We start from the raw sequence: 25,169 nt of genomic DNA, 5'->3' as shown, positions 1-25,169 counted from the left end.
GTTCACCGGACGCGGCACGGCTCATCCGGCCGTCGTGGCCAGGGCCTCGGCGGCGACGTCGATGTGATGGCAGGCGATGTCGCCGCTCGGCACACTGCCGGTGCACAGCTCACGGCGCTGTGGGTCGAGGCGCGGATGCACCGGGCACCGGGACTGGAAGACGCAGCCCCGGGGCGGGTCGGCCGGGCTGGGCAGATCGCCGGACAGCCGGATCCGCCCGCTGCGGTCGGCCGCCGGGTCCGGCTGCGGTACGGCGGACAGCAGCGCCCGGGTGTAGGGGTGCCGCGGAGTGCCGAACACCTCCTCGGTGTCACCCTGTTCCATGATCCGGCCCAGGTACATCACCGCGATGCGGTCGGCGAAGTGCTTGACCACGGACAGGTCGTGGGCGATGAAGAGGTACGCCACCCCGGTGTCCCGCTGGATGTCCTCCAGCAGATTAATCACCTGGGCCTGCACGGAGACGTCCAGCGCGGACACCGGTTCGTCGCAGATGATCAGCTCCGGATCGAGGGCGAGCGCACGGGCGATGCCCACGCGCTGCTTCTGGCCGCCGGAGAACTCGTGCGGGAAGCGGTTGTAGTGGTCGGGGCGCAGCCCCACCCGATCCATGAGGTCGCGCACCCTGGCCTTGACGCCGCCGGGCAGCGTGATGCCCTGGGCCAGCAGCGGGGCGGCGATTGCACTGCCCACGGACTGGCGCGGGTTGAGCGAGGACGACGGGTTCTGGAACACCATCTGCACCCGGCGCCGGTACTCCTGGAGGTTCGACCGCCGCAGTTCGGAGATCTCCTGGCCGTCGAGCCGGATGCTCCCGGAGGAGGGCTCAAGGAGCCGCATGAGCAGTCGGCCGGTGGTCGACTTGCCGCAGCCGGACTCTCCCACCAGGCCGAGGGTCTGCCCGGCCCCGACCGAGAAGGTGACCCCGTCGACGGCCTTGATCACACCGCCGGCGGACCGGAAGGCGCCGGAGCGGATCGGGAAGTGCTTGGTGAGGTCGGTGACCTCCAGCAGCGGCGTCATCGGACCACCTCTTTGGCCGGTTCCAGGGTCTGCAGGTGGCACCGCGACGGGTGCCCGACGGGGCCGGTCAGCTCCGGCCGGTGGGTGCCGCAGGCGCCGTCGGGCACCAGGTGGGTCTTCGGGCAGCGGTCCGCGAACAGACAGCCCTCGGGCAGCGCCAGCAGCGACGGCGGGAAGCCCGGGATCGGGCTGAGCCGTTCGGACCTCCCCGCCAGCGACGGCATCGAGGCCAGCAGCCCCTGGGTGTACGGGTGCCGGGGGTCGTTGAACAGGTCGGCGACGGTCGCCTGCTCGACGCACACCCCGCCGTACATCACCACGACCTGGTGGCAGACCTCGGCGACCACGCCGAGGTCATGGGTCACCAGGATCACCGAGGACCCGGTCTCGGCCTGGAGTTCGCTCAGCAGGTCGAGGATCTGGGCCTGCACGGTGACGTCGAGAGCGGTGGTGGGCTCGTCGGCGATCAGCAGTTCGGGTTCGCAGACCAGCGCCATGGCGATCATCGCGCGCTGCCGCATACCGCCGGAGAACTCGTGCGGGTAGGCCGAGTAGCGGCGTCCCGGGTCGGGGATCCCGACCCGGCCGAGCATGTCGACGGCGACCGCCGCCGCGGCCTTCTTGGAGACGGCGTTGTGCACCCGGTAGGCCTCGGCGATCTGCGCGCCGACGGGATAGAAGGGGTGCATCGCCGACAGCGGGTCCTGGAAGATCATCGCGATCTTCTTGCCGCGGTAGGCGCGCATCTGCGCCTCGGTCAGCGGGTTGAGGTCCTTGCCGTCCAGGAGGATCTGCCCGGTGACCGTGGCGGAGGTGTCCTTGAGCAGCCCCATCAGGGCCTGGCTCGTCACGGTCTTGCCGGAGCCGGACTCGCCGACGATGCCGACGGTCTCCCCGCGCGCCAGGGTCAGGTCCATCCCGTTGACCGCGTGCACGACGCCGTCGTCGGTCGGGAAACTCACCCGTAGATCGCGGATGTCCAGCATGGGCGCGGCTTCGGGGGTGGTCATCAGGCAACCCTCACTCGCGGGTCGATCACGGCGTAGGTGGCGTCGACCACGACGTTCGCGACGATGATGAAGAACGCGGCCATCATGGTGATGGCCATGGTGACCGGCAGGTCGCCGGACTGGGCGGCGTGCACCGCGGTGAATCCGACACCCGGCACCGAGAAGATCTGCTCGGTGAGCACGGCGCCGCCCAGCAGGGTGCCGATGTCGAGGCCGAGCATGGTGACGACCGGGGTGATGCCGGCCCGCGCGCCGTGCTTGAACACGATGCTCGCCCGGGACAGGCCCTTGGAGCGCGCGGTGCGCATGAAGTCCTCTCCGAGGGTCTCCAGCATGTTGCTGCGGGTGACGCGGATGTACTGGGCGCTGAACAGCACCGCCAGCGCCACCCAGGGCAGCAGATAGTTCAGGAACCAGCCGCCCGGACCCGCGTCGCCGAAGGGCGAGGTGATCGCGTTGGTGGTGAACGGCAGCAGATGCAGCGTGCTGACGAAGAACAGGAGCAGCAGCAGGCCGGTCACCGGAATGGGCAGGGACACTCCGACCGAGGCGGCGCCGACGACGAGCTTGTCGGCGAACCGGCCCTTGCGCAGCGCCGCCAGCAGGCCGAGACCGACGCCGACGACGCTCCACAGCACGATCGCGCCGCTGGCCACCGACAGGGTGTAGGGCAGGGCCCGCCCGATGATCGCCGTGACGTCCTCGTTGGTCTGGAACGACTTGCCCAGACACGGCCAGGAGCACAGCGTCTGGCTGCCCGGCGCGCCGACGTGGCGGCTGCCCACCAGGCCTGACATGTAGTCGAAGTACTGGGTGAGGAACGGCTTGTCCATCCCGAGTGCGATTCGGGCCTCGGCGATGCGCTGCGGAGTGCACTCCTGACCGCAGGCCGCCGCGGCCGGGTCGGCCGGGCCCAGTTGGAACAGGCTGAACGTCACGAAGCTGATGACGAACAGCAGCACGATCATCGCGACGAAGCGCCGCGTCAGAAATCTGGTCATGGGCGCGACCCGTCGGCTCGGGATGGACTCACCGTTTCTACCTCTTCTTGTGACGGGTGCTCAGTGCTGGACGCCGATGATGGACAGGTCGATGCCGCCGAAGAAGTAACCCACCTGCGCGTTACGGACCTTGGAGCCGACCACGCTGTTGGTGTAGCTGCGCACCAGCGGAACCAGGGGGTAGGTCTGCATGGCCTGGTCGAACAGGGTCGCCCACTTCTTGCCGAGCTCCTCGCTGGACCCGTTGGTGCCGCGCAGCTCGTACATCGCGCGGGAGATCTTCGGGTCGTAGTAGCGCGGGATGTTGGAGAAGCCGTAGGTCCTGCCGTCCACGCTCGGGCCCAGGTTGGGGTCGACGGTGGTGCGCACCGAGCCGCTGTCCGCGCCGCCGCACCAGCCGCTGCGGGCGATGTCCGGCATCTGGTCACCGGCCAGCACGGTGTAGTAGTTGGCGGTCGGGATGGGGCGCAACTGGAGATCGATGCCGAGCTGCTTGAAGTTCTGCTGCAGCACGGTGCCGACGTTCTTGTAGCGGGGGTTGGCGTCGGCGTAGCCGTACACCAGCTTCTTGGGGACCGTCCTGCCCGCCAGGAGCTTCTTGGCCTCGTTCAGCTTCGGCTTGCCCGTCGGGTCGAGGTCGGTGTGCTGCTCGACGTATCCGCGCTGGGCCGGGTTGATGTACGACTGGGCCAGCTTGCCGAACCGCTCGCCGCCGTACTGCACCTGGACGGCGCTGCGGTCGATGGCCAGCGCGAGTGCCTTGCGAACCTGCGGGTCCTTGATCGTCTCGGTGTTGAAGTCCAGCACGTCCGTGCAGCCCAGCAGGCCGCCGGCGGTGCGGTTCTTGACGTCGGGCTTGTTCAGCTCGGCGGCGTCGGACGCCTGGAGGCCGCCGTTGCTGTCCAGGGTGACGGCCGTCGGGTCCGAGTCGGCTATGAGCTGCTGGCTGATGGTCGCCTGGGCGGTGGACAGGGTGAAGGTGAACGTATCCGGCAGGGCGGCCCGGTTGGGGTCGGTGGACGGGTTCCACTGGTCGTTGCGGACAAGCTTCATCGAGCGGCCGCGGTCGTACGACTTGATCTTGTACGGGCCCGACGAGACGGGGTGGTTGGTGTAGTCGAGCTTGGTGTCCTTGGCCTTCGGCACCGGTGCCGTGTTCGACCGGGAGACCAGGGCGGGGAACTCGGCGAACGGCTGCTTGAGGTGGAAGACGACGGTGCGGTCGTCCGGGGTGTCGATCCCCTTGAAGTCACCGCCGGTGTACGGGCCCTTGTAGCCGTCGTCGGCCAGGGCGGCGTTCAGCTCCTGCGGTGCCTGGGTGTAGACGTCGCGGGCGTAGGTGCGCTCGACCCCGTACTTGATGTCCTTGCTGGTGATCGGCGTGCCGTCCTCGAACTTCAGCCCCTTCTTCAGGGTGTAGGTCCAGGTGAGGCCGTCGGCGGAGGGCTTGCCCAGGTCGGTGGCGAGGTCCGGCACGATGGTCGGCGGCTTGCCGGCCGTCTCCTTGGCCATGGTGAGGGTGCGGTAGTAGAGCTGCCCCACGTTGGCGGTCTGCACGTAGTTGCTGTTGCCGGGGTCCAGCGTCTGGAAGTCCGAGGACATCAGGACGTTGATGTTCCCGCCCTTGCCGGTGTAGTCCTTTCCGATCACGACCGGCGCGTAGGCGTCGGCTCTGGGTCCTGAGCCGGAACCGGGGGTGGGCTTGGATCCGCCGCAGGCGGTGAGGGTCAGCCCGGCGCTCACCGTCAGGGCGATCGCCGCCATGGTGCTTCGTTTCACTGGGGCTCCTTGAGGGAAGGATGGGGCTGGCGCGTCGGGGGAGGACGGCGCGCCGGGGAGGTCAGCTTCGGGAGGACTTGGGGTCCAGCGCGTCCCGGACCGCGTCGCCGAGCAGGTTGAACGCGAGCACGGTGATCACCAGTGCGCCGGCCGGGACGGCCAGGAACCACGGGTCGGACAGGTACCAGTTGCCTGCCTGGGCCGCGTTGAGCATCTGGCCCCAGGAGGGTGTGGGGTCCTTGACCCCGACCCCGAGGAAGGACAGGGCCGCCTCTGCGGTGATGTTGGTGGGGATCATCATGGTCGCGTAGACCAGCACGACGCCCATCACGTTCGGGATGATCTGCCGCAGGATGATGCTCCGGTGCGAGGCCCCGTAGGCCTGGGCGGCCTCGACGAACTCCTGCTCCCGGATCGAGAGCACCTGGCCCCGCACGACTCGGGCCAGGTAGGCCCAGCCGAAGAAGCCGAGGATGATCACCAGAGAGGCGATCGGTACCAGGCTCCCCGAGTCGAGGGCGGTGTCACGCAGCCGGGACTGCATGATCGGGGTCAGCGACAGGACCAGCAGCAGGTGCGGGAAGGCCAGGAACAGGTCCATCACCCGGCTGATCACCATGTCGATCTTGCCGCCGAAGTATCCGGCGGCGGCGCCGAGCACCGTGCCCAGGACCACAGACACCACCGTGGACAGCAGCGCGATGGTCAGGGAGATCCTCGCGCCGTAGGCCATGCGGGCGAAGATGTCGCGCCCGAGACCCGGTTCGAGGCCGAGCCAGTGCTCGCCGGAGGGGTAGCGGTAGTACGGCAGCGGGAGGCCCGGTGAGTAGAAGGCGTCCAGGAAGTCCGGTCCCGTCCGGGAGGTGAACGGGTCCGAGCCTTCGATGGCCGTCAGCACGGGGGCCAGGATCGCGAACAGCACCATGAGGACCACCACGATCAGGGCGGTTATGGCGATCCGGCTGCGCCGGATCCGTAGCCACGCCGTGCCCAGCAGGGACCGCGCGGTGGCTATCTCGGCGGCGGGCCTGGACTCGGCGGTTGCGGTTGCGGGTTCTGGTGGAGGCAGAGTGGCCACCTGCCCGTCGGTGGGCTCCGGCGCGTCGGCGTGGCGCGGCGGACTCGGCGGCTCATGCGGATCCGGCACGTCCGATCCTTTGGTGATCGAGGGGCGGGGAGGTGGCCGAAACGGTATACCGAAAGCGCGATTTCTACTAGGGTTCGTTCATGGTCCGGCGCACCGTCGTTGCGTGGCGCATCAGCCCTTGTGGGGCGCGCTTTCAGGCTTGTGCAAAAGTTTGCGCGAGTCGTGGCCAGTCGTTGCTGAGCCCCGGGAAACATGGACTGCTTTCGAGGTCAGGACGACCATTTCAGTCAGTTGGTGTACCAAATTTGGAAGGCGCGTCGATGAAGACCCTGGTCACTGCTTCCTGGGTGATCGCCCACGACGGACGCTCGCACGTGGAGGTGCCGGACGGTGCCGTGCTGATCGACGGCGACACCATCGTCGATGTGGGTGACCGCGCCGAACTCGACCGGGGGCAGGCCGACCTGCGTATCGACCTCGGTGACGCAGTGGTCACCCCCGGTCTGATCGATCTGGACGCCCTCACCGACATCGACCATTTGATCCTGGACTCCTGGGCGTCCCCGGAGCAGGCGTCCGGCTTCGTCTGGTCGGCCGAGTACTTCGCCGCGCCCCGGGCGGTGTTCGACGCCGCGCAACGGCGCGCGGTACGCGAGTACGCGCTGGTCCAGCTCGCCCTGCACGGCATCACCAGTTACATGCCGATCGCCTCCGAGGTGCACAGCGACTGGGCGGAGACCTACGAGGACTTCGTGGCGATGGCCGAGGTGTCCTCGCGACTGGGTCTGCGCGGCTTCCTCGGGCCTTCGTTCCGGTCCGGGGTGAACGTGATCGGCGCCGACGGCGAGCGCACCGTGATGTTCGACGAGGAGGCCGGCCGGCGCGGTCTGGCCGAGGCGCTGCGGTTCCTGGACCACACCGCCTCTCTCGCCGATCCCCTGGTGACCGGGGTGCTGCTGCCGTGCCGGATCGAGACCCTGCTCCCCGATCTGCTTCGCGACGTCGCACGGGCCGCGCACGAGCGCGGCGCGCTGGTGCGCCTGCACGCCCTGCAGGGCCTGTCGGAGCGCGAGTACATCCAGTGCGCCCACGGGTGTACCCCGCTGCAACTAATCGCTGATTCCGGGCTGTTGTCCGACCGCCTGATCGTTCCGCACGGGGTGGTGCTGGACGTGCACCCCGACGTACTCGGCAGGGACACCGGGGATGTCGCGGTGCTGGCCGACGCGGGCGTCTCGATCGTGCACTGTCCGCTGACGAACGCTCGATACGCCCACAACCTCCACACGTTCAGCGACTACCGGGCGCGGGGGGTGAATCTGTGCCTGGGCACCGACTCCTTTCCGCCGGACTTGATCCGGGGGATCGACATGGGCACGCAGGTGGCCAAGCTCCAGGCCGGCGACCTGGGCCAGGGGCACCTCGCGGGCTACTTCGACGCGCTGTGGACCGGTGGAGCGACCGCGTTGCACCGACCGGACCTCGGCCGGCTGGCCGCAGGGGCCGCTGCCGACCTGGCGGCGTTCACCCTGGACGACTTCCGTATGGGCGTCACCGAGGACCCGCTGCGCACCCTGGTGCTCAACGGCACCGCCCGCGACGCGGTCCTGACGATGGTCGCGGGCAGGGTGGTCATGCGCGACGGCTCCGTCCCCGGCGTCGACCTCACCGCCCTGAGGCGAACCGGCCAGCAGTTGTTCGACACGATGCGCGCGGCCTACCCGGAGCGCGACCACCGCCGGCGCACGGTGGAGGAACTGTTTCCGCCGGTGTTTCCGCGAAGGTGAGTGGCACCGGACCACCGGTTCGGCCGGCCTCCAGGCGCGGCTGAGCCTCCCCTTCGGCGCGGGAGGGCGGCGGGCGGTCGCGGTCGACGCCGGTCGCGCACAAGAAATCCAGATTTCCGCGCAACCTTCTTCACGAATCAGGGATCTGATCGGGTGAGTCAAACAGACTCCCCGATCATTGGGCCCGCGCCGAAGACGAACCGCGAGGAACGACCGGCGCCAGCCCCCTTTCTCCACCTGGGGAAACGTATGCGTATACGAGCCACTGTGGCAGCCGTGTCCGGCGCCCTGGCCCTTTCCGCCCTCGCCGTGCCCGCCGCGCACGCCGCCGGTGCCCCCGGCCCGGCCGTCACCTTCTCGAACGTCAAGGTGAACAAGGGCAAGAACATCGTCGTCGGCACCACGGGCAAGGTCTCCGCCCCCGTCACCTACACCGTGACGCACCCCGCGGACCTCGACCCCGACACCTTCGCCACCGGTCCGGTCCTCTACCGCGGCGCCAAGATCACCTCGCCCACCGGCTTCCAGGGCGGCGACGAGCCCGGCACCTGCAAGGCCGCGTCCTCGACGGTCCTCAACTGCACGGCCACCATCGACATCCGCCCTGCCCAGGACCTGTTCAACTCCGATGCCGGCGCCTGGAAGGCCGGCGCCCTCGCCGTGGACGAGGCCCAGAACGTGACCTGGCAGGGCGACCTCGGCTCCACCAACGTCCAGCGGTTGTCCAAGCTGACCACCAGCGCCAAGCCCAAGCCGGTGAAGAAGGGTAAGAGCGTCACCGTCATCGGGAAGCTGTCCCGGGCCAACTGGGAGAGCGGCAAGTACTCGGGCTACAGCGGCCAGGCGGTGAAGCTTCAGTTTCGCAAGAAGGGCACCACCACCTACAAGACGCTGAAGACCGTCAAGACGAACTCCACGGGCGCCCTCAAGACGACCGTGAAGGCCACCGCCGACGGCTACTACCGCTTCAGCTTCGCGGGCACCTCCAACACCCCGGCGGTCAACGCCCCGGGCGACCTGGTCCGCGTGAAGAAGTAAACGAAGTAAACCGCTAGGCGGGGAAGCGGCGGCCGGTCCACTTCCACAGGAACTCCAGGACGGCCGCCGCCACCACCGCGACACCGACGGCGAGCCACGGCATCGCCGTGCCCTCCAGCTTCAGCGCGAAGAAGTCCTGGAACGCGGGCACGGCCAGCACGACGAGGAACGCCGCCCCCATAGAGGCCACCAGCGCGGCCCGCCACCAGGTGTAGGGGCGGGCGACGATCGCCAGGACCCACATCGAGACCAGGAACAGCGTCAGCGTGGCCGCGCTGGTCTCCGCCTCCAGCGCGCCCGGGCCGGTGTAGTGGTGGCGGGCGACCAGATACGTCACGAAGGTCGCCACGCCGGCCACCGCCCCGCCCGGCACCGCGTACCGCATGACCCGGCGTACGAAGTGGGGGCGGGCCCGTTCCGTGTTCGGGGCGAGGGCCAGGAAGAAGGCCGGGACGCCGATGGTGAGCGTGGACAGCAGGGTCAGGTGGCGGGGCAGGAACGGATACTCCACCTGCGAGCAGACCACCAGCACCGCCAGCAGCACCGAGTAGACCGTCTTCACCAGGAACAGGGTCGCGACCCGGGTGATGTTGCCGATCACCCGGCGCCCCTCCGCGACCACGGACGGCAGGGCCGCGAAGCTGTTGTTCAGCAGCACGATCTGCGCGACCGCCCGGGTGGCCTCCGACCCCGAGCCCATCGCCACGCCGATGTCGGCGTCCTTCAGCGCCAGGACGTCGTTCACGCCGTCGCCGGTCATCGCGACCGTGCGCCCGCGTGACTGGAGGGCGCCCACCATGTCCCGCTTCTGCTGCGGGGTGACCCGCCCGAACACCGTGCCCTCGTCCACGTGCCGGGCCATCTCGTCGCGCTCGGCCGGCAGCCGGCGGGCGTCGACGGCGGTTCCGTCGAGGCCGACCTTCGCGGCGACCGCGCCGACGGACACCGCGTTGTCGCCGGAGATGACCTTGGCGCGGACGTCCTGCTCGGCGAAGTAGCGCAGGGTCTCGGCGGCATCGGGCCGCAGCCGCTGCTCCAGCACGACGAGCGCGGCCGGCCGGACCGTCCGGGCCACCTCCGGATCGTCCAGGTCGCGGGCGGCGCGGGCGAGCAGCAGCACGCGCAGGCCCTGCTCGTTCAGCCGCCCGGTCTCGGCGAGGGCGGGGGCCTCGGTGGGCAGCAGCACGTCCGGGGCGCCCAGCAGCCACGTACTGGACTCGCCGTCGCCCTCGCTGAAGCTGGCGCCGCTGTACTTGCGGGCGGAGGAGAAGGGCAGCGACTCCACGCAGCGCCACTCCTCGCTGTCCGGGTAGGCGGTGATGATCGCCTGGAGGGAGGCGTTGGGGCGCGGGTCGGACTCGCCGAGGGCGCCGAGGACCTTGCGCACGTACGACTCGTCGTAGCCGTCGAGCGACCTCAGCTCGGTGACGTCCATGCCGCCCTCGGTGAGGGTGCCGGTCTTGTCCAGGCAGACCGTGTCGACGCGGGCGAGGCCCTCGATGGCGGGCAGCTCCTGCACGAGGCACTGCTTGCGGCCCAGCCGTATCACGCCGATGGCGAAGGCGACGGAGGTGAGCAGCACCAGGCCCTCGGGGACCATGGGGACAATGCCGCCGATGGTGCGGGAGACGGACTCCTTGAGGTCGTTGTCCTTCACCACGAGCTGGCTGATGACCAGGCCGATCGCGGTCGGGACCATCATCCAGGTCACGTACTTGAGGATGGTGGAGATCCCGGTGCGCAGCTCGGAGTGGACGAGCGTGAAGCGGGAGGCCTCCTCGGCGAGCTGGGCGGCGTAGGCGCCGCGGCCGACCCTGGTCGCCTGGAAGGCGCCGCCGCCGGCGACGACGAAGCTGCCCGACATCACGCGGTCGCCGGGCCGCTTGACGATGGGGTCGGCCTCGCCGGTGAGCAGGGACTCGTCGATCTCCAGACCGTCGGTCTCGACACAGGTCCCGTCGACGACGACCTTGTCACCCGGGCCGATCTCGATGAGGTCGCCGAGGACGATCTCGGAGGTGGCGATCTCGACGGCGGTGTCGTCACGGCGCACCGTGGGCCGTACCTCGCCGATGACGGCGAGCGAGTCGAGGGTCTTCTTCGCCCGCCACTCCTGGATGATGCCGATGCCGGTGTTGGCGATGATCACGAAGCCGAACAGGCTGTCCTGGATGGGGGCGACGAAGAGGGTGATCAGCCACAGGACGCCGATGATCGCGTTGAACCGGGTGAAGACGTTCGCGCGGACGATCTCGGGGAAGGAGCGGCTGCTGCGCACCGGTACGTCGTTGACCTCGCCGCGGGCGATGCGCTCCGCGACCTCGGCGGCGGTGAGTCCGGCCGACCGGACCACCGGCAGGGGTACGGGGTGCACGGGGTCGAGTTCTGCGCCCGCGTCGATGTGCGTCATGCCTTCGACGGTACGTGCGGTCGTGCGGCTTCACTCGTCGAGGGCGCGGAAGATCCGACCTGGGGAGGAGAGGGGGTCGTGCGGCGGTCGTACGGGCGGGGCGCGGCGGGACGGCCGTCCCCGGGACCTGGGCCCCGGGGACGGCCGTCGCACCCCGGCGCGGTCAGGCGATGCGGCGGTCCAGCCGGCCGTGGTAGCGGATGGCGGAGACGGTTCCGCCGTCCTCGCGGACGAAGCCGACGAGCGAGCCCTGCGCACCGTCCTCGGACAGCGTGACGAGCGAGTCGGGTCCGGCGAGCACGGCCCGGTCGGCGCCCTCCAGCTCGATGACGTACTGGTCCTCCTCGGCCCGCGCGCCGTTGGCGATGATCGCCAGCTCTCCGGGGCGGGCGCCCGGGACGATCGATACGGTTCCGTAGAAGCCGCAGTCGTAGGTGCCCTGGAGCGCCTCGGCGAGGTCGGAGGGCACCGGCCGGGTGCTCGCGGCCGTGGTGCCGACGCCCGCCGCGTCCAGGATCACCTTCTCCACGTCGCGGATGAACTCCTCGCCGTGCAGCGAATTGGTCAGGACGGCGTAGGCCAGTCCGGCGGACGGCACGAGCATGAGCCGCGAGGCGTAACCGATGGTCAGACCGCTGTGCGACATGGCCGGGAGGCCGCCGACCTCGCCGAGGTGCCAGGCGAGGCCGATGTCGTGGCCCGCGACGCCCTGGCTCGCCAGCGGTTCGAACAGGCGCTTCGGGGCCGCCTCGGAGACCGACCAGGCGGCGTACCGCAGCAGGTCGCGGGCGCTGGAGACGACCCCGCCGCCAGGCACGTCCCAGCCCGGTAGCTGCCAGTGCCGCTGCCAGCCGCGATCGACCAGGAGCTCCGGGGCACGGTCGGGGCCGTGGCCGTGGGGCGCGGCCACCCGGTGGAAGATCGCTTCGTCGGCCGACGTGCAGGTCAGCTCCATGCCGGCCGGCTCGATCACCAACTCGCGCAACAGATCGACGTAGCGCCGGCCGGTGGCGCGCTCGACGGCGGCGGCCGCGACCATGATGCCGGGGCCGCTGTAGGTGAAGTCCGTGCCCGGGTCGAACATCAGCGGCCGGCCGGCGAAGTGCCGCAGCGACGCCTGGATGCTGTCGTCGGCATGGCCGGCCAGCAGCCGCGGCGCGTCAGCGATCATGTTCTGGGCGTCGATGCCGGAGGTGTGCGTGATCGTGTGGCGCAGGGTGATGCGCTCGTCGAGGCCCGAGTCCGGGCCGAGGAGCGGGGCGAGCGGCGCGTCGAGTTCCAGGGCGCCCTGCTCCAGGAGCCGGCCGATGACGGCGCCGAGCAGGGTCTTGGAGATCGATCCCACCTGGAAGAGGGTGTTCTCGTCGACGGCGATCGGGTGGGCCACGTTGGTGACGCCATAACCGGTGGCGCGGCTCCGGCCGTTCAGGGCGACCCCCACCGCGGCACCGGGGACACGGTGCTCGGAGAGCAGGTCGGGGACGGCGGAGTCGATCCGCGCGAGCAGGTCGGGCACGGGGGTCTCTCCAGATTCGGGGTTCGTTCCTCGGCCGACGCGGTTCACGCGCCGGCCGCCGTACGGCTGCGGGGGTCGAGCTGGTCGCGCAGCGCGTCACCGAGCAGGTTGAACGCGAGCACGAGCGCGACGAACGCGAGCGCCGGGTACGCCGCCAGCCACGGCTCGGTGAGCATGTACTGCTGCGCGGCCGAGATCATGCTGCCGAAGTCGGCGTCCGGCGGCGCGACGCCGAAGCCGAGGAAGCTGAGCGCCGCGTAGGCGCCCTCGGCGGTGGACAGGTTGATGGCGGTCATGATGACCAGCGGCGAGCTGATGTTGGGCAGGATGTGGCGGCGCAGGATCCACCATCTCCCGCGGCCGCACAGCCGCGCCGCGTCGATGTAGCTGCGCCCGGCGACCTCGATCGTCGCTCCCCGGGCGATCCGGGCGAAGCGCGGGATGATCACCAGGCCGATGGCGAGTGCCGCGTTGACCAGTCCGCTGCCCATGATGGCGAGCACCAGGATCGCCAGGAGGTACTCCGGGACGGCGAACAGCAGGTCGGTGACGCGGGACAGGATCCCGTCCGTCACACCGCGCAGGAAGCCCGCGGCGGTTCCGATCGCGGTGCCCACCACGATGGCGAAGGTGACCGAGATCAGGGCGGCCTCGACCGCGGGGCGGACGGCGGCGATCACCCGGGAGAACTGGTCGCGGCCGAGGGCGTCCGTCCCGAACAGGTGGCCGGCCGAAGGGCCGACGAGCCGCGGACCGGCGTTGAGCTCGTTCGGCGCGTAGGGGGCGATCACCGGCCCGAGGAGCGCGGCCAGCAGGTAGAGCACGAGCACGGCGAGGGCCGCGTTGGCGAGGACACCGCGTATCGGCCAGCGCCGGCGCACGGCGCGGCGGCCTGCGCCACCCGTCGACGAGGCGGAGGGGCCGGACCGGTCGGCGGACGTGGTGGCCTGGGTCGGAGTGCGTTCCGGGGTTGAAGTCATGGCGATTCCTAGGAGCGCGCGATACGGCGGTCGACGAGCGGGAGCACCAGGTCCACTACCAGGTTGCCCAGGATGAAGGCCGCGGCGAGCACGAGTGCCTGCCCGGTCGCTTGGGTGAAGTCGCGCATCTCGATGGAGCCGAGGATGCCGCGGCCGAGCCCCGGCAGGCTGAAGATCTGCTCGACGATGAAGAGGCCACCGACCAGCAGACCGAAGATCATGCCGATCAGGGTGAGCACGGGAGGCAGCGCCGTCCGCAGCGCGTAGACGTAGGTGATGCGCCATTCGGCGATGCCGTTGGTGCGCGCGGTCGAGATGTGCGGGGCGGACAGCACCTCCAGCATGGAGGACCGGGTCATCTGCATGATCAGCGGTGCGGTGGGGATGCCGACGGCCAGCGCCGGCAGCAGCATGGTCTGCACGTTGGCGAGCAGGCCGTCGTCGAGGGGGATGTAGCTCGGCGAGTACAGGTTCGGCAGGTAGTGCGTGCCCGCGTACAGCGCGAACGAGCCGGAGACGAACGCGGGGAAGGCGAACGCGAACAGCAGCGGCAGCCGGACGGCCCAGACGCGGGCCGACCGTGCGCGGGTGGCGGCGTACACCCCGGCGGGGATGCCGATGACCACGGCGACGACCAGGCCGAACAGCGCCAGTTCCAGGGAGACCGGGGCCTGCTGGAGGATCACGTCGCGGTTGGCCTGACCGGAGAACGGCGAGATGCCGAAGTCCCCGCGCAGGGCGTCGCCCAGCCAGCGCAGGTACTGCTCCAGGATCGGCTGGTCCAGCCCCAGGGAGTGCCGGATCTTCTCGATCGTCTCCGGACTGGCCTTGGAGCCGGCGATGAGTTGTGCCGCGTCACCGGGGGTGAGGGCGCGGCCGGCGATGAAGACGAGCGCGGAGAGCGCGAGCAGGACGGCGGCGGCGCCCGCCAGTTTGCGCAGCGAGTAGAGCAGCATCAGGCGGCCTCTCCCGAGTCCGAGGCGGCGGTGAGCGCTCCGGGCTTGACGCAGCGCACGAGGTGGCCGGGGCGTTCCTCGACCAGTTCCGGCAGCGTCTCCCGGCAGCGGGCCTCCGCCACCGGGCAGCGCGCGGCGAACCGGCAGCCGGGGGGCGGATCGATCGCGCTGGGGGGCTCGCCGTCCAGGACGACCCTCGGCAACTGCGGCCCGCTGTCGCCGGGCAGGCGCGGTTCAGTGGAACGCAGGGCCACCGAGTACGGGTGCAGCAGCCCGGTGTCGAAGTCGGCGGCCGGGGCGACCTCGACCAGTTGCCCGAGGTACATCACGGCCACCTGGTCGCTGAAGCGGCGCACGGCCCGCAGGTCGTGCGAGATGAACACGTAGGCCACACCGGTGCGTTGCTGGAGCCCGCTCAGCAGGTCCAGCACCTGTGCCTGCAAGGAGGCGTCGAGTGAGGTGACGGCCTCGTCGAGCAGGATCAGTTCGGGGCGGCCCACCACCGCGCGGGCGATGCAGACCCGCTGCTGCTGACCGCCGGACAGTTCGTGGGGGTAGCGGTCGGCGTGCTCCTCGCCGAGTCCGACCTCCTCCAGTGCTTTCGCGACCCGCTGGTCGCGGGTGGCCCGGTCGGCGTCGGGAAGGGCCTCCGCGATGCTCTGCCGGACGGTCATGCGCGGGTCCAGAGCGCTCGCCGGGTCCTGGAACACCGCCTGGACGACGCCGAGGGCGCCGGGCGAGCCCGCGGCGGCGGCCTCCACACCGACCCGCACGGTACCGTCGTCGGGCCGTTCGAGCCCGACGATCACCCGGCCCAGGGTCGACTTGCCGCAGCCGGACTCGCCGACGATGCCGAGGGTCTGGCCGGCGCCGAGGGCCAGGGTCACGGAGTCCACGGCGTGGACGTGGCGGCGCGGGTCGCGGAGCCTGGCCCGGCGGACCGGGAAGTACTTGCGCGCGCTGTCGACCTGGAGCACGCGGCTGGGCGCCTCGGCCGTCGTGTTGCTGGTCATGCGGTCACTCCTGGTTCTCCGCGGTACGCCTTCGGTTCTCCGCGTGCGGCCGCGAGCAGTGAGGCGGTGTAGTCGTGCCGGGGGTTGGTGAGAACGTCCGCCACCGGGCCCTGCTCGATGATCCGGCCGCGGTACATCACCATGACCCGGGTGCACAGTTCGCTGACGATGCCGATGTCGTGGGTGATGAGCAGCAGCGACATCCCCGCGGCGGTGACGCGGGTGCGCAGCAGGTCGACGATCTGCGCCTGGACCGTGGCGTCGAGCGCGGTGGTCGGCTCGTCGGCGATCAGCAGCCGGGGCCGGTTGATCAGCGCCATGGCGATCAGCACCCGCTGGCGCATACCGCCGGAGAGTTCGTGCGGGAAACTGCGGCGCTTCACCGCGACATCGGGCAGTCCTACCTGGCGGAGGACCTCCTCGGCGATGCCGATCGCCTCGCTCCTGGACACCGCGTGATGGGCCCGGACGACGTCGGTCAGTTGCTTGCCGACGGGGAAGACGGGGTTGAGGCCGGCCAGCGGGTCCTGCGGGATGCGCGCGATCCGGGTGGAGCGGATCTCACGCAGTCCGGCCGGGTCGAGGCGGAGCAGGTCGCGTCCGCCGAGCGAGATCGACCCGGACGCGACGTTCGCGTTGTCGGGCAGGGTCCGCAGGATCGCCGAGGCCAGGGTCGACTTGCCCGACCCGGACTCACCGACGAGGGCGACCCGTTCGCCGGCGGAGATGTCGAAGCCCGCCCCGGCGACCGCGGTGACCTCGCGGTCGCCGCGCCGGTAGCCGATGGTCAGATCGCGCACCGAGAGGGCTGCCGTGTCTGCGGGTGCGCCGGGCGCTGTCTGCGCGGTCGTCATCGCGCTACTCCTTCGTCACGTCGGTCAGGAAGGTACGGCTCTGGCTCGGCGGTACCGCCACGTGGTCGAGGACGTTTCGGTAGGCGGCGAACGTGTTGGTGGCGAGCAGGGTGACGGTCGGGTAGACGTGCGTCGCCTCGTACTCGGAGATCTTCGTCAGTGCCTGCTGGTAGGCCGCCTGGTCGCCGGCGGCGCGGGCGTCGTCGAGCAGTTTCCGCAGCTCCGCGGGCGTCGGACCCTGCCGGCCCTCGGCGGGCAGCACGTACTGGATCGGGTTGGAGTAGTACGACTGCGCGTTCCACGAGAGGTCGTAGTCCGGCCCGGTCAGCCTGGAGCTCCAGGCCGCCCGCTCCAGGGGCAGCAGCTTGACCTTGATGCCCACCCGGGCGAGCTGGGCCTGCATCAGGGTCATCAGGTTGTCGGTGCCCGGGTCGTACCCGCTGATGTACATGAGCGTGGTCGAGAACCCGTTCGGGTAACCGGCCTGGCTCAGCAGCTTCTTGGCCCGGTCGAGGTCCGGCTGGGAGTACGGCAGCTTGTCGACGGAGGGTGCCCAGGCCGACGACGGCGGGATGTAGACGCTCGGTCGGGCGCCGTCGTGGTAGGCGCCCTCGGCCAGTTCCCCGCGATCGACGGCGAGCGCCAGCGCCTGCCGTACGAGCTGGTTGTTCAGCGGCTTACGAAGGTTGTTGACCTGGAGGAAGATCGTCGAGTCGGTCTCGAGCTTGTCGAGGGTCACGTCGCGGCGGCCCTTGAGTGCCGCGGCGCTCGCCGCGTCGGGGAACATCAGGTCGATCTTCCCGACCTGGAGATTGGCCACCTGGGTGGCGACATTGGGGATGTACAGCACCGAGAGGGCGGGTGCGGCGGCCTTCTTGCCCCAGTAGTCGTCGTTGCGCTCCAGCCGTAGCTCGCTGTTGGCGCGGTACGACGTCTGCTTCCAGGGCCCGGTTCCCACCATGGTGGTGGCCGGGTTGGCCCCGTCGGCGTGCCGGCTCATGATCGCGCACCCCCATACCAGGGGGTTGGCCATGTTGTTGAGGAATCCGGCGTCCGGGGTCTTCAGCGTGAAGCTGACCTTCTCGGCGTCGACCTTCCGGACGCCCTTCAGCGTCGGGAACAGCTCCTCGTCGATGCCGTCCGAGCCCTTGTGCAGCCGGTCGAAGGAGTAGACGACGTCGTCGGCGGTGAGCGGGTAGCCGTTGTGGAAGCGCACACCGTGGCGCAGCGTGAAGGTGTAAGTCAGGCCGTCCGCCGACTCGTCGTAACCGGTGGCGAGGGCGGGCTCGACCCGGCCGTCGGCGGTCGTGGTGTAGAGGCACTCGTAGGAGAGCTGCCAGGCGAACCGGTCGGCGTACATGCTGGAGCCCTGCGGGTCCAGGGTGCTGGGTGCCGTCGTCTCGGCCACCACCAGGCCGTCCGGCCGCGCGCTGTCGGCCATCGGCGCGGAGCAGGCCGAGAGCAGGAGGGCGGCTGCGAGGCAGGGAGCACTCGCCGCGATGGCGCGTTTGCGCGCTGGGGGCATTCGATCCTCGTTTCACCTGCGCCCCGGGGGAGCGCGACCCCAATTTCGTTGTGCATTGCAGAACTTGATATTGCAGTGCACGGGGCATGAATATAATGCCTGGCGTAATCGGCGCAAGACCCTGCAGGCCGAGCGAAAGGGGAAGACACCCATGAGCCCACGGCCGGCCTTCCGAGGTGACGATGACTGACGCGACCTCAGACCCACCCCCCGACCTGGTCCTTCGCGGCGGGACGGTCGTCGACGGCGGCTCCGGACGACCCCGCGTGGCGGACATCGCGGTCCGCGGCGCCCGCATCGTCCACATCGGCCCGGACGCCGGGCGGCACACGGCCGCCGGAACCGAGGCCGTCGACGTCTCCGGGCGCCTGGTGCTGCCCGGCTTCGTCGACGCCCACAGCCACGCGGACGGACGCCTCGGCGACCCGGCCGTGGCCGAGGCCTACCTGCGGCAGGGCGTGACCACCGTCGTCGTCGGACAGGACGGCGTCTCCTTCGCCCCGTCGTGCGCCGCCACCGCCGCGGAACTCGACCGCTACTTCTCGGCGGTCAACGGACCGCGGCCTGCCGCTCTCGGCGAAGACGCGTCGACGGCCGACCTCCTGGCCCACTTCGACACCGGCATCGGCGTCAACGCGGCGGCCCTGGTGCCCGCCGGCAACATCCGCGCCCAGGTCCTCGGCTTCGCGCAGGGCACACCGACGGCGGACCAACTCCGGCGCATGCGCGCGCTGGTGACCCGCGCACTGGCCGACGGAGCGGTCGGGCTCTCCACCGGCCTCGAGTACGTCCCCGGCGGTTTCGCCGACGCCGGGGAACTCGCCGAGTTGTGCCGTCCGGTGGCCGAAGCCGGCGCGGTGCACGTCTCCCACATGCGCGGATACGAGCAACGCGCCGATACCGGTGTCACGGAGCTGAGGCGGATCGCGGCACACAGCGGCGTCGCCACCCATGTCTCGCACTTCCACGGCCCGGCCGCCGCCCTGCGACCGCTGCTCGACTCCGCTCTCGACGCCGGGCAGGACTTCAGCTTCGACAGCTACCCCTACACACGCGGCAGCACCATCCTGGCGATGCTGACCCTGCCTCCGGAACTCCAGACCGGCCGTTCAGGCGGCACGCTCGCGCTGCTGAAGGACCTCGCCACCCGCAGGGAGCTGGAGCGGACCTGGTTCCCCACCCTCGGAGACCTCCCGGACCGGGTGATCCTCGCCTACACCGCCTCCCCGTCCTGGAGTTGGGCCGAGGGACGCCGGCTGACCGAGGTGGCCGCCACGGTGGACCGGCCGGTCGGCGAGCTGATCTGCGACCTGCTGGCCGACTGCGAACTCGGCGTCGGCTGCCTGGTGCAGCAACCCGCCGCGAACACCGACGACGACGTCAGCGAACTCGCCCAGCACCGCGTGCACATGGCCGGCTCGGACGGCATCTTCATGGGCGGCGCCCCGCATCCCCGGGCCTACGGCGCGTTCGCCCGGTTCCTGCGCGACCAGGTGCTCGTGCGCGCCAACTGGAGCTGGGCGGACGCGGTCCAGCACCTGTCGACACGGGCGGTGGCCCGGTTCGGGCTCGGGGACCGTGGCCTGATCGCGACGGGGAAGATCGCCGATCTGGTCGTCCTCGATGCCGGCCGTGTCGCCGATCTGGCAACCTACGACGATTCACGGCAGTTCGCGGACGGTGTGGACCACGTGGTGATCGGCGGCGCGTTCGCACTCCGCGACGGCCGCCTGCGCGACGCCACGGCCGGCCGCGCGATTCGACGAGGAGGCTCGTCTTGACCGACCAGCTCGCCCCCACTCCCGGCGCACGCAACAACTCGGCCTCGCTGCGCCGGGCGCTCGGGATCCTCATCGGGCTCGGCGACGATGTCGAGGGCCGCGGCCGCACACTCACCGAGCTGGCCGCGCAGCAGGGCCTGAGCAAGTCCACCGTGCTGCGCCTGCTGCAACCGCTCATCGACGCCCGGTTCGTCCAGATCCTGCCGAGCGGCGCGTACCGGCTCGGCTGGCGCAACGCCCAGCTCGGCCAGGTGTACCTGGCCGGAAACGACCCGCACCGCGACGCACGCGACGTGCTGAAGGGCCTGTCGGAGTCGACGAACGAGACCGTTCACCTGGTCACGGCGGACTTCCCGCACGTGGTCTACGTCGACAAGGTCGACAGCCCGCTTCCCGTGCGGATGGCGTCGCGGGTCGGCAGTACCCAGTCGGCGTACTGCACCAGCGTCGGCAAGGCCATGCTGGCCCATGCCGACGCCACCGTGGTCGACGCGGTGATCGCGGCGGGCATGGCCCCACGCACCGGGAACACCATCACCGACGGCGACGCGCTGCGCGCCGAGCTGGCGAGGACCCGGGCCCGCGGCTGGGCGATCGACGACGTCGAGAACGAGGCGGGAGTGCGCTGCGTCGCCGCCCCGGTCTTCGACGCCACCGGGGCCGCGACCCACGCGATCAGCGTGTCGGCGCCCGAGGAACGCCTGCCGACGGAGCGGGTCTCGCAGGTGGTGCCCCTGGTGACAGCGGCGGCCCGCGCCATCTCGCAGCGGTGGGGAGGCCGCGGATGACCACGGCCGCCCCCGGTGACGGACCCGGCCGGAGCCCGCTCGCGCGGCGCGGCCGGAGCACCACCAGGTTCCGCTGACCAACCCCCGACCCGCGGCGTGACCTGCCTCGTCGAAGGCGACCAGGCGGCCCGCCCCCACCACCCTGTTGTGAGAAGGAGCTGCTCCGTGGCCCCATCGGCGGCCCCCCTGCCCCCGGCCCTGACCGAGACCCGTGTCGTGGCCGTGCTGCGGCCCGCGACGACCGAACACCTCGCCACCACCGTGGCCGCACTCATACGCGCCGGCGTCCGGGCGATCGAACTGACCGCCACCACCCCGGACTTCACGGCGGTCCTGGACCGGACCGTCCGGCAGTTCGCGGCCGACGCGGTGATCGGCGCCGGCACCCTCACCGACGAGACCCTCACCCGCGCCGCGATCGACGCCGGAGCCGGCTTCGCCGTGTCGCCCGGCCTGGTGGACGCACTGCCCCGGATCGCGTCCGCGCACGGGGTGCCGAGCATCGTCGGCGCCTGGTCGCCGTCGGAGGTGATGCGGGCCCGTGACCTCGGCGCGGACGCCGTGAAGATCTTCCCCGCCGCCACCGGCGGCCCCGCCCACCTGCGCAGTCTGCGCGAACCGTTCCCCGGCATCCCCTTCGTCCCGTCGGGAGGGATCACCGTGGAGACCGCCGGCTCGTACGTGGCCGCCGGGGCGGTCGCGGTCAGCCTGGGCGGCGCGCTCACCGGCAGCGCGCTGCGCGACGGTGACGTGTCGGTGATCGCCCGGCGCGCGGCCGCCCTGTTCACGTCGATCGAGGAAGCGGTGTGAGTGCGATGGGTCCCGACGTCGTCACCCTCGGCGAGTCCATCGGGCTGCTCACCCAGGCGGCGGACATGCCGCTGATCCGGCAGCCCACCCTGCGGCTCGGCTTCGGCGGCGCCGAGAGCAACGTGGCCATCGGGCTGGCCCGGCTCGGCCGCGCCGCGCACTGGATCGGCCGCCTCGGCACGGACGAGGTCGGCGGGCTCATCGCCCGGGAGCTGCGCGCCGAGGCCGTCTCGACCTCGATCGTGCGCGATCCCGCGCCGACCGGCCTGATGCTCAAGACCCGCCAGGCCTCGGGCCGGGTCCAGGTCGGCTACTACCGCACCAACAGCGCCGGTTCCCGCCTCGCGCCCGCCGACCTCGACGAGGCCCTGATCGCGGGAGCGAGGATCCTGCATGTCACCGGCATCACCCCGGCCCTGAGCGCGTCCGCGTCCGACGCGGTGCGCAGGGCGGTCACCATCGCCGAGGAGCACGGCGTCACCGTCTCCTTCGACGCCAACTTCCGCTCCCGGCTGTGGGACGAGGACCGGGCCCGTCCTGTGCTGAGCCATCTGCTCGGCAAGGCCGGCATCTTCTTCGCCACCACCGAGGAAGCCCTGCTGTTCACCGAAGAGAAGGACCCCGAGCGGCAGGCGAGGGCCATCGCCGCACGCGGCCCCGGCCAGGTCGTGATCAAACTCGGCTCCGCCGGCAGCGTCGCCTGCGTCGACGGGGTCGTCCACCGGCAGCGGCCCCGGCCGGTCGCCGTCGTCGACCCGGTGGGCGCCGGAGACGCGTTCGCCGCCGGCTACCTCAGCGGGGTGCTGGACGGGGCGGACGCGGCCGAGTGCCTGCGGATCGCCGGTGTGTGCGGAGCCCGTGCCGTGACCGTCACCGGCGACTGGGAGGGTGCTCCGTTCGCGGCCGAACTCGACGACACCGGCTGCGGCACCGACGTCGTCCGCTGACGAGGGCGGCCCCGGTGGGCGGGGCCCCGGGCCGGGGCGGGCGCGTCCTGCCTCGGTCCGTCCCCGTCAGGGTCGCCGGGGGCTCGCTATTCCGCGGAGGTCGGCTGCTGGGGCAGCCCTGCCCGCTCCGCCGCCGCCCGCTTGATGGCGGCGTCCCGCTTGCGGACGTACCAGATGCCCAGCAGGCCCAGGGCGCCGCCGGCCAGGCAGGTCCACACCCACCAGGCGTGGCCGTGGTCGTGGAACCAGCCGTAGAAGGGGAGCTGGACCAGGAAGAGGACGAACCACACGATCGTGCCGCCGGTGATGGTGGCGACCACGGGGCCCTCCAGGGGCTCCGGCGCCTCGTGCTTGGGGGTCCACTTCGCCATGGGGATCAGCTTACGGGGCCCCGGGGCTCGGCGTCCCGCCCCTGGCAGAGGGCACGTCTACGCGCGGAGATGGTCTTTTCGGCTTCATATGTTCATACTGAAACGGTCCGAGTCTGGCTACTTCTCTTCGTAGGAACCACCAACAGAGTCGCGACAGGGACCTGGGGGAACCTGTTGGTTGTCGGTTTGTTCCTCGGTCCGGCCCGGAGTCCTGTCACCCACCCGCACCCTTGAGGTCACCCGCATGTCCACCTCGGCCACCGCCAAGGCTTCCGCCCCCGAGCAGCCGGGGACGCCACCCCCGTACGGCGCCCTCGACCGCTACTTCAAGATCTCCGAGCGGGGCAGCACCCTGTCCCGCGAGATCCGCGGCGGGTTCGCCACCTTCTTCGCGATGGCCTACATCATCGTGCTGAACCCGATCATCCTGGGCAGCGCGAAGGACATGTACGGGCACCAGCTCGACAACGGTCAGCTGGTCACCGCCACCGTCGTGACCGCCGCGTTCACCACCCTGCTCATGGGTGTCATCGGCAACGTGCCGATCGCGCTCGCCGCCGGCCTCGGCGTCAACACCGTCGTCGCGCTCCAGCTGGCGCCGCGCATGACCTGGCCGGACGCGATGGGCATGGTCGTCCTCGCCGGTTTCGTGGTGATGCTCCTGGTCGCCACCGGCCTGCGCGAGCGTGTGATGAACGCCGTGCCGCTGGGCCTGCGCAAGGGCATCGCCATCGGTATCGGCCTGTTCATCATGCTGATCGGGCTCGTCGACTCCGGCTTCGTCTCCCGTATCCCGGACGCCGCCCACACCACCGTCCCGCTCCAGCTCGGCGCCGACGGTCACCTCAACGGCTGGCCCGTTCTCGTCTTCATTCTGGGCGCACTGCTCACGCTGGCGCTGATCCTGCGCAAGGTGCCCGGCGCGATCCTGATCTCGATCGTCACGATGACCGTCCTGGCAGTCGTGATCAACTCCGTCGCCAAGGTGCCGTCCTGGGGTCTGACCACCCCGAAGTGGCCGGGCAGCCCGGTGGCCACTCCCGACTTCGGTCTGCTGGGCAAGGTCAGCCTGTTCGGCGGTTTCGGGAAGGTCGGGGTGCTCACCGGCATCCTCTTCGTCTTCACCGTGCTGCTGTCGACCTTCTTCGACGCCATGGGCACGATCATGGGCATCAGCGACGAGGCCAAGCTGACCGACGCCGAGGGCAACATGCCCGGCATCAACAAGGTCCTCTTCGTCGACGGCATCGCGGTCGCCGCCGGTGGCGCCAGCTCCTCCTCCGCCACCACCTGCTTCGTGGAGTCGACGGCGGGCGTCGGCGAGGGCGCCAGGACCGGCTTCGCCAACGTCGTCACCGGCGCGCTGTTCGCCGTGGCGCTGTTCCTGACCCCGATCGCCACCATGGTGCCGTCGCAGGCGGCCACGCCGGCCCTGCTCGCGGTGGGCTTCCTGATCCTGTCCGGTTCGGTCAAGGAGATCGACTGGGCGGACCACACGATCGCCATCCCGGCCTTCGTGACGATGCTGATGATGCCGTTCACCTACTCGATCACCAACGGCATCGGCATGGGCTTCATCAGCTTCGTGGTGCTGCGCCTGGCGGCCGGCCGCGGCAAGGACGTCCCGGTGCCGATGTACGCGGTGGCGGCGGTCTTCGCCTTCTACTACCTGATGCCGGCCCTCGGCCTGACCTGATCCGCCCGGTTCGGCGCGGGTCACCCGACCCCGTAGAACCTCTCCGTCTCCTCGACGGCGGCCTGGAACCGCTCGTCGAAGTCATCCCGAATGAGCGTCCGGACGACATAGTCCTGGACGCTCATTCCTCTTTTCGCGGCGTGGCACCTGAGCCGTTCGAGCAGCTCGTGGTCCATGCGCAGGCTGAGCACACTGGTCCCCATGGAGACGAGGGTTACGGGCCCGTTCCGTGCGATGCGCCGTGTTTCGGGCCGGGATCACTCGAAAGAGTGAGGGATCTTCAGTGGCGCGCGTCACGGGGGCAAGGCGTGTCCACGGTGGTATTTAGCCAGGGTAATGAGTTAGGCTAAAGAACATGCCGGACCTCACCCATGGCGACGATGCTGCCGCCGTGAACTCCCTGCGCTCCGCCGTGATGCGGTTGTCCCGTCGACTCAAGCACCAGCGTGTCGACGAGTCGCTGAGCCCCACCGAGATGTCGGTGCTGGGCACCCTGTCCCGCTGCGGGAGCGCCACACCGGGCGAGCTGGCCCGCAAGGAGCACGTGCAGCCGCCGTCGATGACCCGCATCGTGGCGCTGCTCGAGTCCAAGGGGCTGGTCAGCCTGGAGCCGCACCCCGAGGACCGGCGTCAGAAGGTGGTCACGAGGACCGCCCAGGCCGAAACCATGCTGGAGGAGAGCCGCCGCAGGCGGAACGCCTTCCTGGCCGGTCTGGTCGAGGGTCTGGACGAGGACGAGTGGGCCAAACTGAGCGCCGCCGCCCCCGTGCTGGAGAAGCTCGCGCACCTGTAACACA

At 70.6% G+C, this 25,169-nt stretch carries 22 protein-coding genes; 8 read left to right on the top strand and 14 right to left on the bottom strand.

Annotation, left to right across the window (positions count from 1 at the left end; translation table 11 throughout):
• Positions 1-21: 21 nt before the first annotated feature.
• The 5 genes from ACTYVM_RS17515 to ACTYVM_RS17495 all read right to left on the bottom strand — a co-directional run bounded on the left by ACTYVM_RS17515 (position 22) and on the right by ACTYVM_RS17495 (position 5,891).
• Entirely contained in the window at positions 22-1,023 is a 1,002-nt protein-coding gene (locus ACTYVM_RS17515; RefSeq protein WP_445526777.1) for an ABC transporter ATP-binding protein, read from the bottom strand.
• Positions 1,020-2,033: an ABC transporter ATP-binding protein gene (locus ACTYVM_RS17510; RefSeq protein ID WP_445526776.1), complete on the bottom strand. Its 1,014-nt coding sequence runs from the start codon at positions 2,031-2,033 to the stop codon at positions 1,020-1,022. The genes ACTYVM_RS17515 and ACTYVM_RS17510 overlap by 4 nt, the downstream gene beginning before the upstream one ends.
• A complete protein-coding gene (locus ACTYVM_RS17505) occupies positions 2,033-3,034 on the bottom strand; it encodes an ABC transporter permease (RefSeq protein ID WP_445526775.1) in 1,002 nt (333 codons plus the stop codon). The genes ACTYVM_RS17510 and ACTYVM_RS17505 overlap by 1 nt, the downstream gene beginning before the upstream one ends.
• A 60-nt stretch (positions 3,035-3,094) precedes the next feature.
• Complete coding sequence (locus ACTYVM_RS17500; protein WP_445526774.1) at positions 3,095-4,813, bottom strand: ABC transporter substrate-binding protein; 1,719 nt, start codon at positions 4,811-4,813, stop codon at positions 3,095-3,097.
• 61 nt (positions 4,814-4,874) lie between these two features.
• Complete coding sequence (locus ACTYVM_RS17495; protein WP_445526919.1) at positions 4,875-5,891, bottom strand: ABC transporter permease; 1,017 nt, start codon at positions 5,889-5,891, stop codon at positions 4,875-4,877.
• Between the two features lie 329 nt (positions 5,892-6,220).
• Here ACTYVM_RS17495 and ACTYVM_RS17490 point away from each other — a divergent pair, with 329 nt between their 5' ends.
• Positions 6,221-7,687, top strand: coding sequence for a chlorohydrolase family protein (locus ACTYVM_RS17490; protein WP_445526773.1), 1,467 nt, complete (start codon positions 6,221-6,223; stop codon positions 7,685-7,687).
• Between the two features lie 249 nt (positions 7,688-7,936).
• Entirely contained in the window at positions 7,937-8,725 is a 789-nt protein-coding gene (locus ACTYVM_RS17485) for a hypothetical protein (RefSeq protein ID WP_445526772.1), read from the top strand.
• A gap of 13 nt (positions 8,726-8,738) precedes the next feature.
• Here the strand turns inward: ACTYVM_RS17485 and ACTYVM_RS17480 are convergent, their stop codons facing one another.
• The 7 genes from ACTYVM_RS17480 to ACTYVM_RS17450 all read right to left on the bottom strand — a co-directional run bounded on the left by ACTYVM_RS17480 (position 8,739) and on the right by ACTYVM_RS17450 (position 17,979).
• Positions 8,739-11,135, bottom strand: a complete 2,397-nt coding sequence (locus ACTYVM_RS17480) for an HAD-IC family P-type ATPase (RefSeq protein ID WP_445526771.1) — start codon at positions 11,133-11,135, stop codon at positions 8,739-8,741.
• Positions 11,136-11,298: 163 nt separating this feature from the next.
• Positions 11,299-12,651, bottom strand: coding sequence for a serine hydrolase domain-containing protein (locus ACTYVM_RS17475; protein WP_445526770.1), 1,353 nt, complete (start codon positions 12,649-12,651; stop codon positions 11,299-11,301).
• Between the two features lie 44 nt (positions 12,652-12,695).
• Positions 12,696-13,631, bottom strand: a complete 936-nt coding sequence (locus tag ACTYVM_RS17470; protein WP_445526769.1) for an ABC transporter permease — start codon at positions 13,629-13,631, stop codon at positions 12,696-12,698.
• 8 nt (positions 13,632-13,639) lie between these two features.
• Positions 13,640-14,587 carry an ABC transporter permease gene (locus tag ACTYVM_RS17465; protein ID WP_445526768.1) on the bottom strand — a complete coding sequence of 316 codons (948 nt, stop codon included), beginning with the start codon at positions 14,585-14,587 and terminating at the stop codon, positions 13,640-13,642.
• A complete protein-coding gene (locus ACTYVM_RS17460; RefSeq protein ID WP_445526767.1) occupies positions 14,587-15,600 on the bottom strand; it encodes an oligopeptide/dipeptide ABC transporter ATP-binding protein in 1,014 nt (337 codons plus the stop codon). Before ACTYVM_RS17460 ends, ACTYVM_RS17465 begins: the two co-directional genes overlap by 1 nt.
• The gene (locus tag ACTYVM_RS17455) at positions 15,597-16,454 is read right to left on the bottom strand and encodes an ABC transporter ATP-binding protein (RefSeq protein WP_445526766.1); all 858 of its coding nucleotides are present in this window, start codon (positions 16,452-16,454) and stop codon (positions 15,597-15,599) included. The genes ACTYVM_RS17460 and ACTYVM_RS17455 overlap by 4 nt, the downstream gene beginning before the upstream one ends.
• A gap of 4 nt (positions 16,455-16,458) precedes the next feature.
• Positions 16,459-17,979 (bottom strand): ABC transporter substrate-binding protein, encoded by a 1,521-nt coding sequence (locus tag ACTYVM_RS17450; protein WP_445526765.1) that lies wholly within the window; start codon positions 17,977-17,979, stop codon positions 16,459-16,461.
• 182 nt (positions 17,980-18,161) lie between these two features.
• Here ACTYVM_RS17450 and ACTYVM_RS17445 point away from each other — a divergent pair, with 182 nt between their 5' ends.
• The 4 genes from ACTYVM_RS17445 (at position 18,162) to ACTYVM_RS17430 (ending at position 22,305) form a co-directional block, all read left to right on the top strand.
• Positions 18,162-19,760 (top strand): N-acyl-D-amino-acid deacylase family protein, encoded by a 1,599-nt coding sequence (locus ACTYVM_RS17445; RefSeq protein ID WP_445526764.1) that lies wholly within the window; start codon positions 18,162-18,164, stop codon positions 19,758-19,760.
• Positions 19,757-20,548 carry an IclR family transcriptional regulator gene (locus ACTYVM_RS17440; RefSeq protein WP_445526763.1) on the top strand — a complete coding sequence of 264 codons (792 nt, stop codon included), beginning with the start codon at positions 19,757-19,759 and terminating at the stop codon, positions 20,546-20,548. Before ACTYVM_RS17445 ends, ACTYVM_RS17440 begins: the two co-directional genes overlap by 4 nt.
• A gap of 165 nt (positions 20,549-20,713) precedes the next feature.
• Positions 20,714-21,358, top strand: coding sequence for a bifunctional 4-hydroxy-2-oxoglutarate aldolase/2-dehydro-3-deoxy-phosphogluconate aldolase (locus ACTYVM_RS17435; protein WP_445526762.1), 645 nt, complete (start codon positions 20,714-20,716; stop codon positions 21,356-21,358).
• A gap of 5 nt (positions 21,359-21,363) precedes the next feature.
• Positions 21,364-22,305, top strand: a complete 942-nt coding sequence (locus ACTYVM_RS17430) for a sugar kinase (RefSeq protein WP_445526918.1) — start codon at positions 21,364-21,366, stop codon at positions 22,303-22,305.
• Positions 22,306-22,391: 86 nt separating this feature from the next.
• On the opposite strand, the gene ACTYVM_RS17425 is transcribed toward ACTYVM_RS17430, so the two are convergent.
• The gene (locus ACTYVM_RS17425) at positions 22,392-22,676 is read right to left on the bottom strand and encodes a DUF2530 domain-containing protein (RefSeq protein WP_445526761.1); all 285 of its coding nucleotides are present in this window, start codon (positions 22,674-22,676) and stop codon (positions 22,392-22,394) included.
• A gap of 244 nt (positions 22,677-22,920) precedes the next feature.
• Here ACTYVM_RS17425 and ACTYVM_RS17420 point away from each other — a divergent pair, with 244 nt between their 5' ends.
• Positions 22,921-24,372 carry an NCS2 family permease gene (locus ACTYVM_RS17420; protein ID WP_445526760.1) on the top strand — a complete coding sequence of 484 codons (1,452 nt, stop codon included), beginning with the start codon at positions 22,921-22,923 and terminating at the stop codon, positions 24,370-24,372.
• Positions 24,373-24,392: 20 nt separating this feature from the next.
• Here the strand turns inward: ACTYVM_RS17420 and ACTYVM_RS17415 are convergent, their stop codons facing one another.
• Positions 24,393-24,575 (bottom strand): ribbon-helix-helix protein, CopG family, encoded by a 183-nt coding sequence (locus ACTYVM_RS17415; protein ID WP_400032705.1) that lies wholly within the window; start codon positions 24,573-24,575, stop codon positions 24,393-24,395.
• A 152-nt stretch (positions 24,576-24,727) separates the two neighbouring features.
• Between ACTYVM_RS17415 and ACTYVM_RS17410 the strand changes: the two genes are divergently transcribed.
• Positions 24,728-25,165, top strand: coding sequence for a MarR family winged helix-turn-helix transcriptional regulator (locus ACTYVM_RS17410; RefSeq protein WP_400032703.1), 438 nt, complete (start codon positions 24,728-24,730; stop codon positions 25,163-25,165).
• Positions 25,166-25,169: the final 4 nt, after the last annotated feature.

It is taken from the genome of Streptomyces cyslabdanicus (assembly GCF_052663305.1).
Note: the sequence above shows the minus strand (reverse complement) of the source record. Positions and strands in the feature narration are given on the sequence as shown.

Excerpts from the sequence above, each read along its gene's own strand:
- ACTYVM_RS17515 (WP_445526777.1), bottom strand. The coding sequence starts at position 1,023 with ATGACGCCGCTGCTGGAGGTCACCGACCTCACCAAGCACTTCCCGATC.
- ACTYVM_RS17510 (WP_445526776.1), bottom strand. The coding sequence starts at position 2,033 with ATGACCACCCCCGAAGCCGCGCCCATGCTGGACATCCGCGATCTACGG.
- ACTYVM_RS17505 (WP_445526775.1), bottom strand. The coding sequence starts at position 3,034 with ATGACCAGATTTCTGACGCGGCGCTTCGTCGCGATGATCGTGCTGCTG.
- ACTYVM_RS17490 (WP_445526773.1), top strand. The coding sequence starts at position 6,221 with ATGAAGACCCTGGTCACTGCTTCCTGGGTGATCGCCCACGACGGACGC.
- ACTYVM_RS17485 (WP_445526772.1), top strand. The coding sequence starts at position 7,937 with ATGCGTATACGAGCCACTGTGGCAGCCGTGTCCGGCGCCCTGGCCCTT.
- ACTYVM_RS17480 (WP_445526771.1), bottom strand. The coding sequence starts at position 11,135 with ATGACGCACATCGACGCGGGCGCAGAACTCGACCCCGTGCACCCCGTA.
- ACTYVM_RS17470 (WP_445526769.1), bottom strand. The coding sequence starts at position 13,631 with ATGACTTCAACCCCGGAACGCACTCCGACCCAGGCCACCACGTCCGCC.
- ACTYVM_RS17465 (WP_445526768.1), bottom strand. The coding sequence starts at position 14,587 with ATGCTGCTCTACTCGCTGCGCAAACTGGCGGGCGCCGCCGCCGTCCTG.
- ACTYVM_RS17460 (WP_445526767.1), bottom strand. The coding sequence starts at position 15,600 with ATGACCAGCAACACGACGGCCGAGGCGCCCAGCCGCGTGCTCCAGGTC.
- ACTYVM_RS17455 (WP_445526766.1), bottom strand. The coding sequence starts at position 16,454 with ATGACGACCGCGCAGACAGCGCCCGGCGCACCCGCAGACACGGCAGCC.
- ACTYVM_RS17450 (WP_445526765.1), bottom strand. The coding sequence starts at position 17,979 with ATGCCCCCAGCGCGCAAACGCGCCATCGCGGCGAGTGCTCCCTGCCTC.
- ACTYVM_RS17445 (WP_445526764.1), top strand. The coding sequence starts at position 18,162 with ATGACTGACGCGACCTCAGACCCACCCCCCGACCTGGTCCTTCGCGGC.
- ACTYVM_RS17430 (WP_445526918.1), top strand. The coding sequence starts at position 21,364 with ATGGGTCCCGACGTCGTCACCCTCGGCGAGTCCATCGGGCTGCTCACC.
- ACTYVM_RS17425 (WP_445526761.1), bottom strand. The coding sequence starts at position 22,676 with ATGGCGAAGTGGACCCCCAAGCACGAGGCGCCGGAGCCCCTGGAGGGC.
- ACTYVM_RS17420 (WP_445526760.1), top strand. The coding sequence starts at position 22,921 with ATGTCCACCTCGGCCACCGCCAAGGCTTCCGCCCCCGAGCAGCCGGGG.
- ACTYVM_RS17415 (WP_400032705.1), bottom strand. The coding sequence starts at position 24,575 with ATGGGGACCAGTGTGCTCAGCCTGCGCATGGACCACGAGCTGCTCGAA.
- ACTYVM_RS17410 (WP_400032703.1), top strand. The coding sequence starts at position 24,728 with ATGCCGGACCTCACCCATGGCGACGATGCTGCCGCCGTGAACTCCCTG.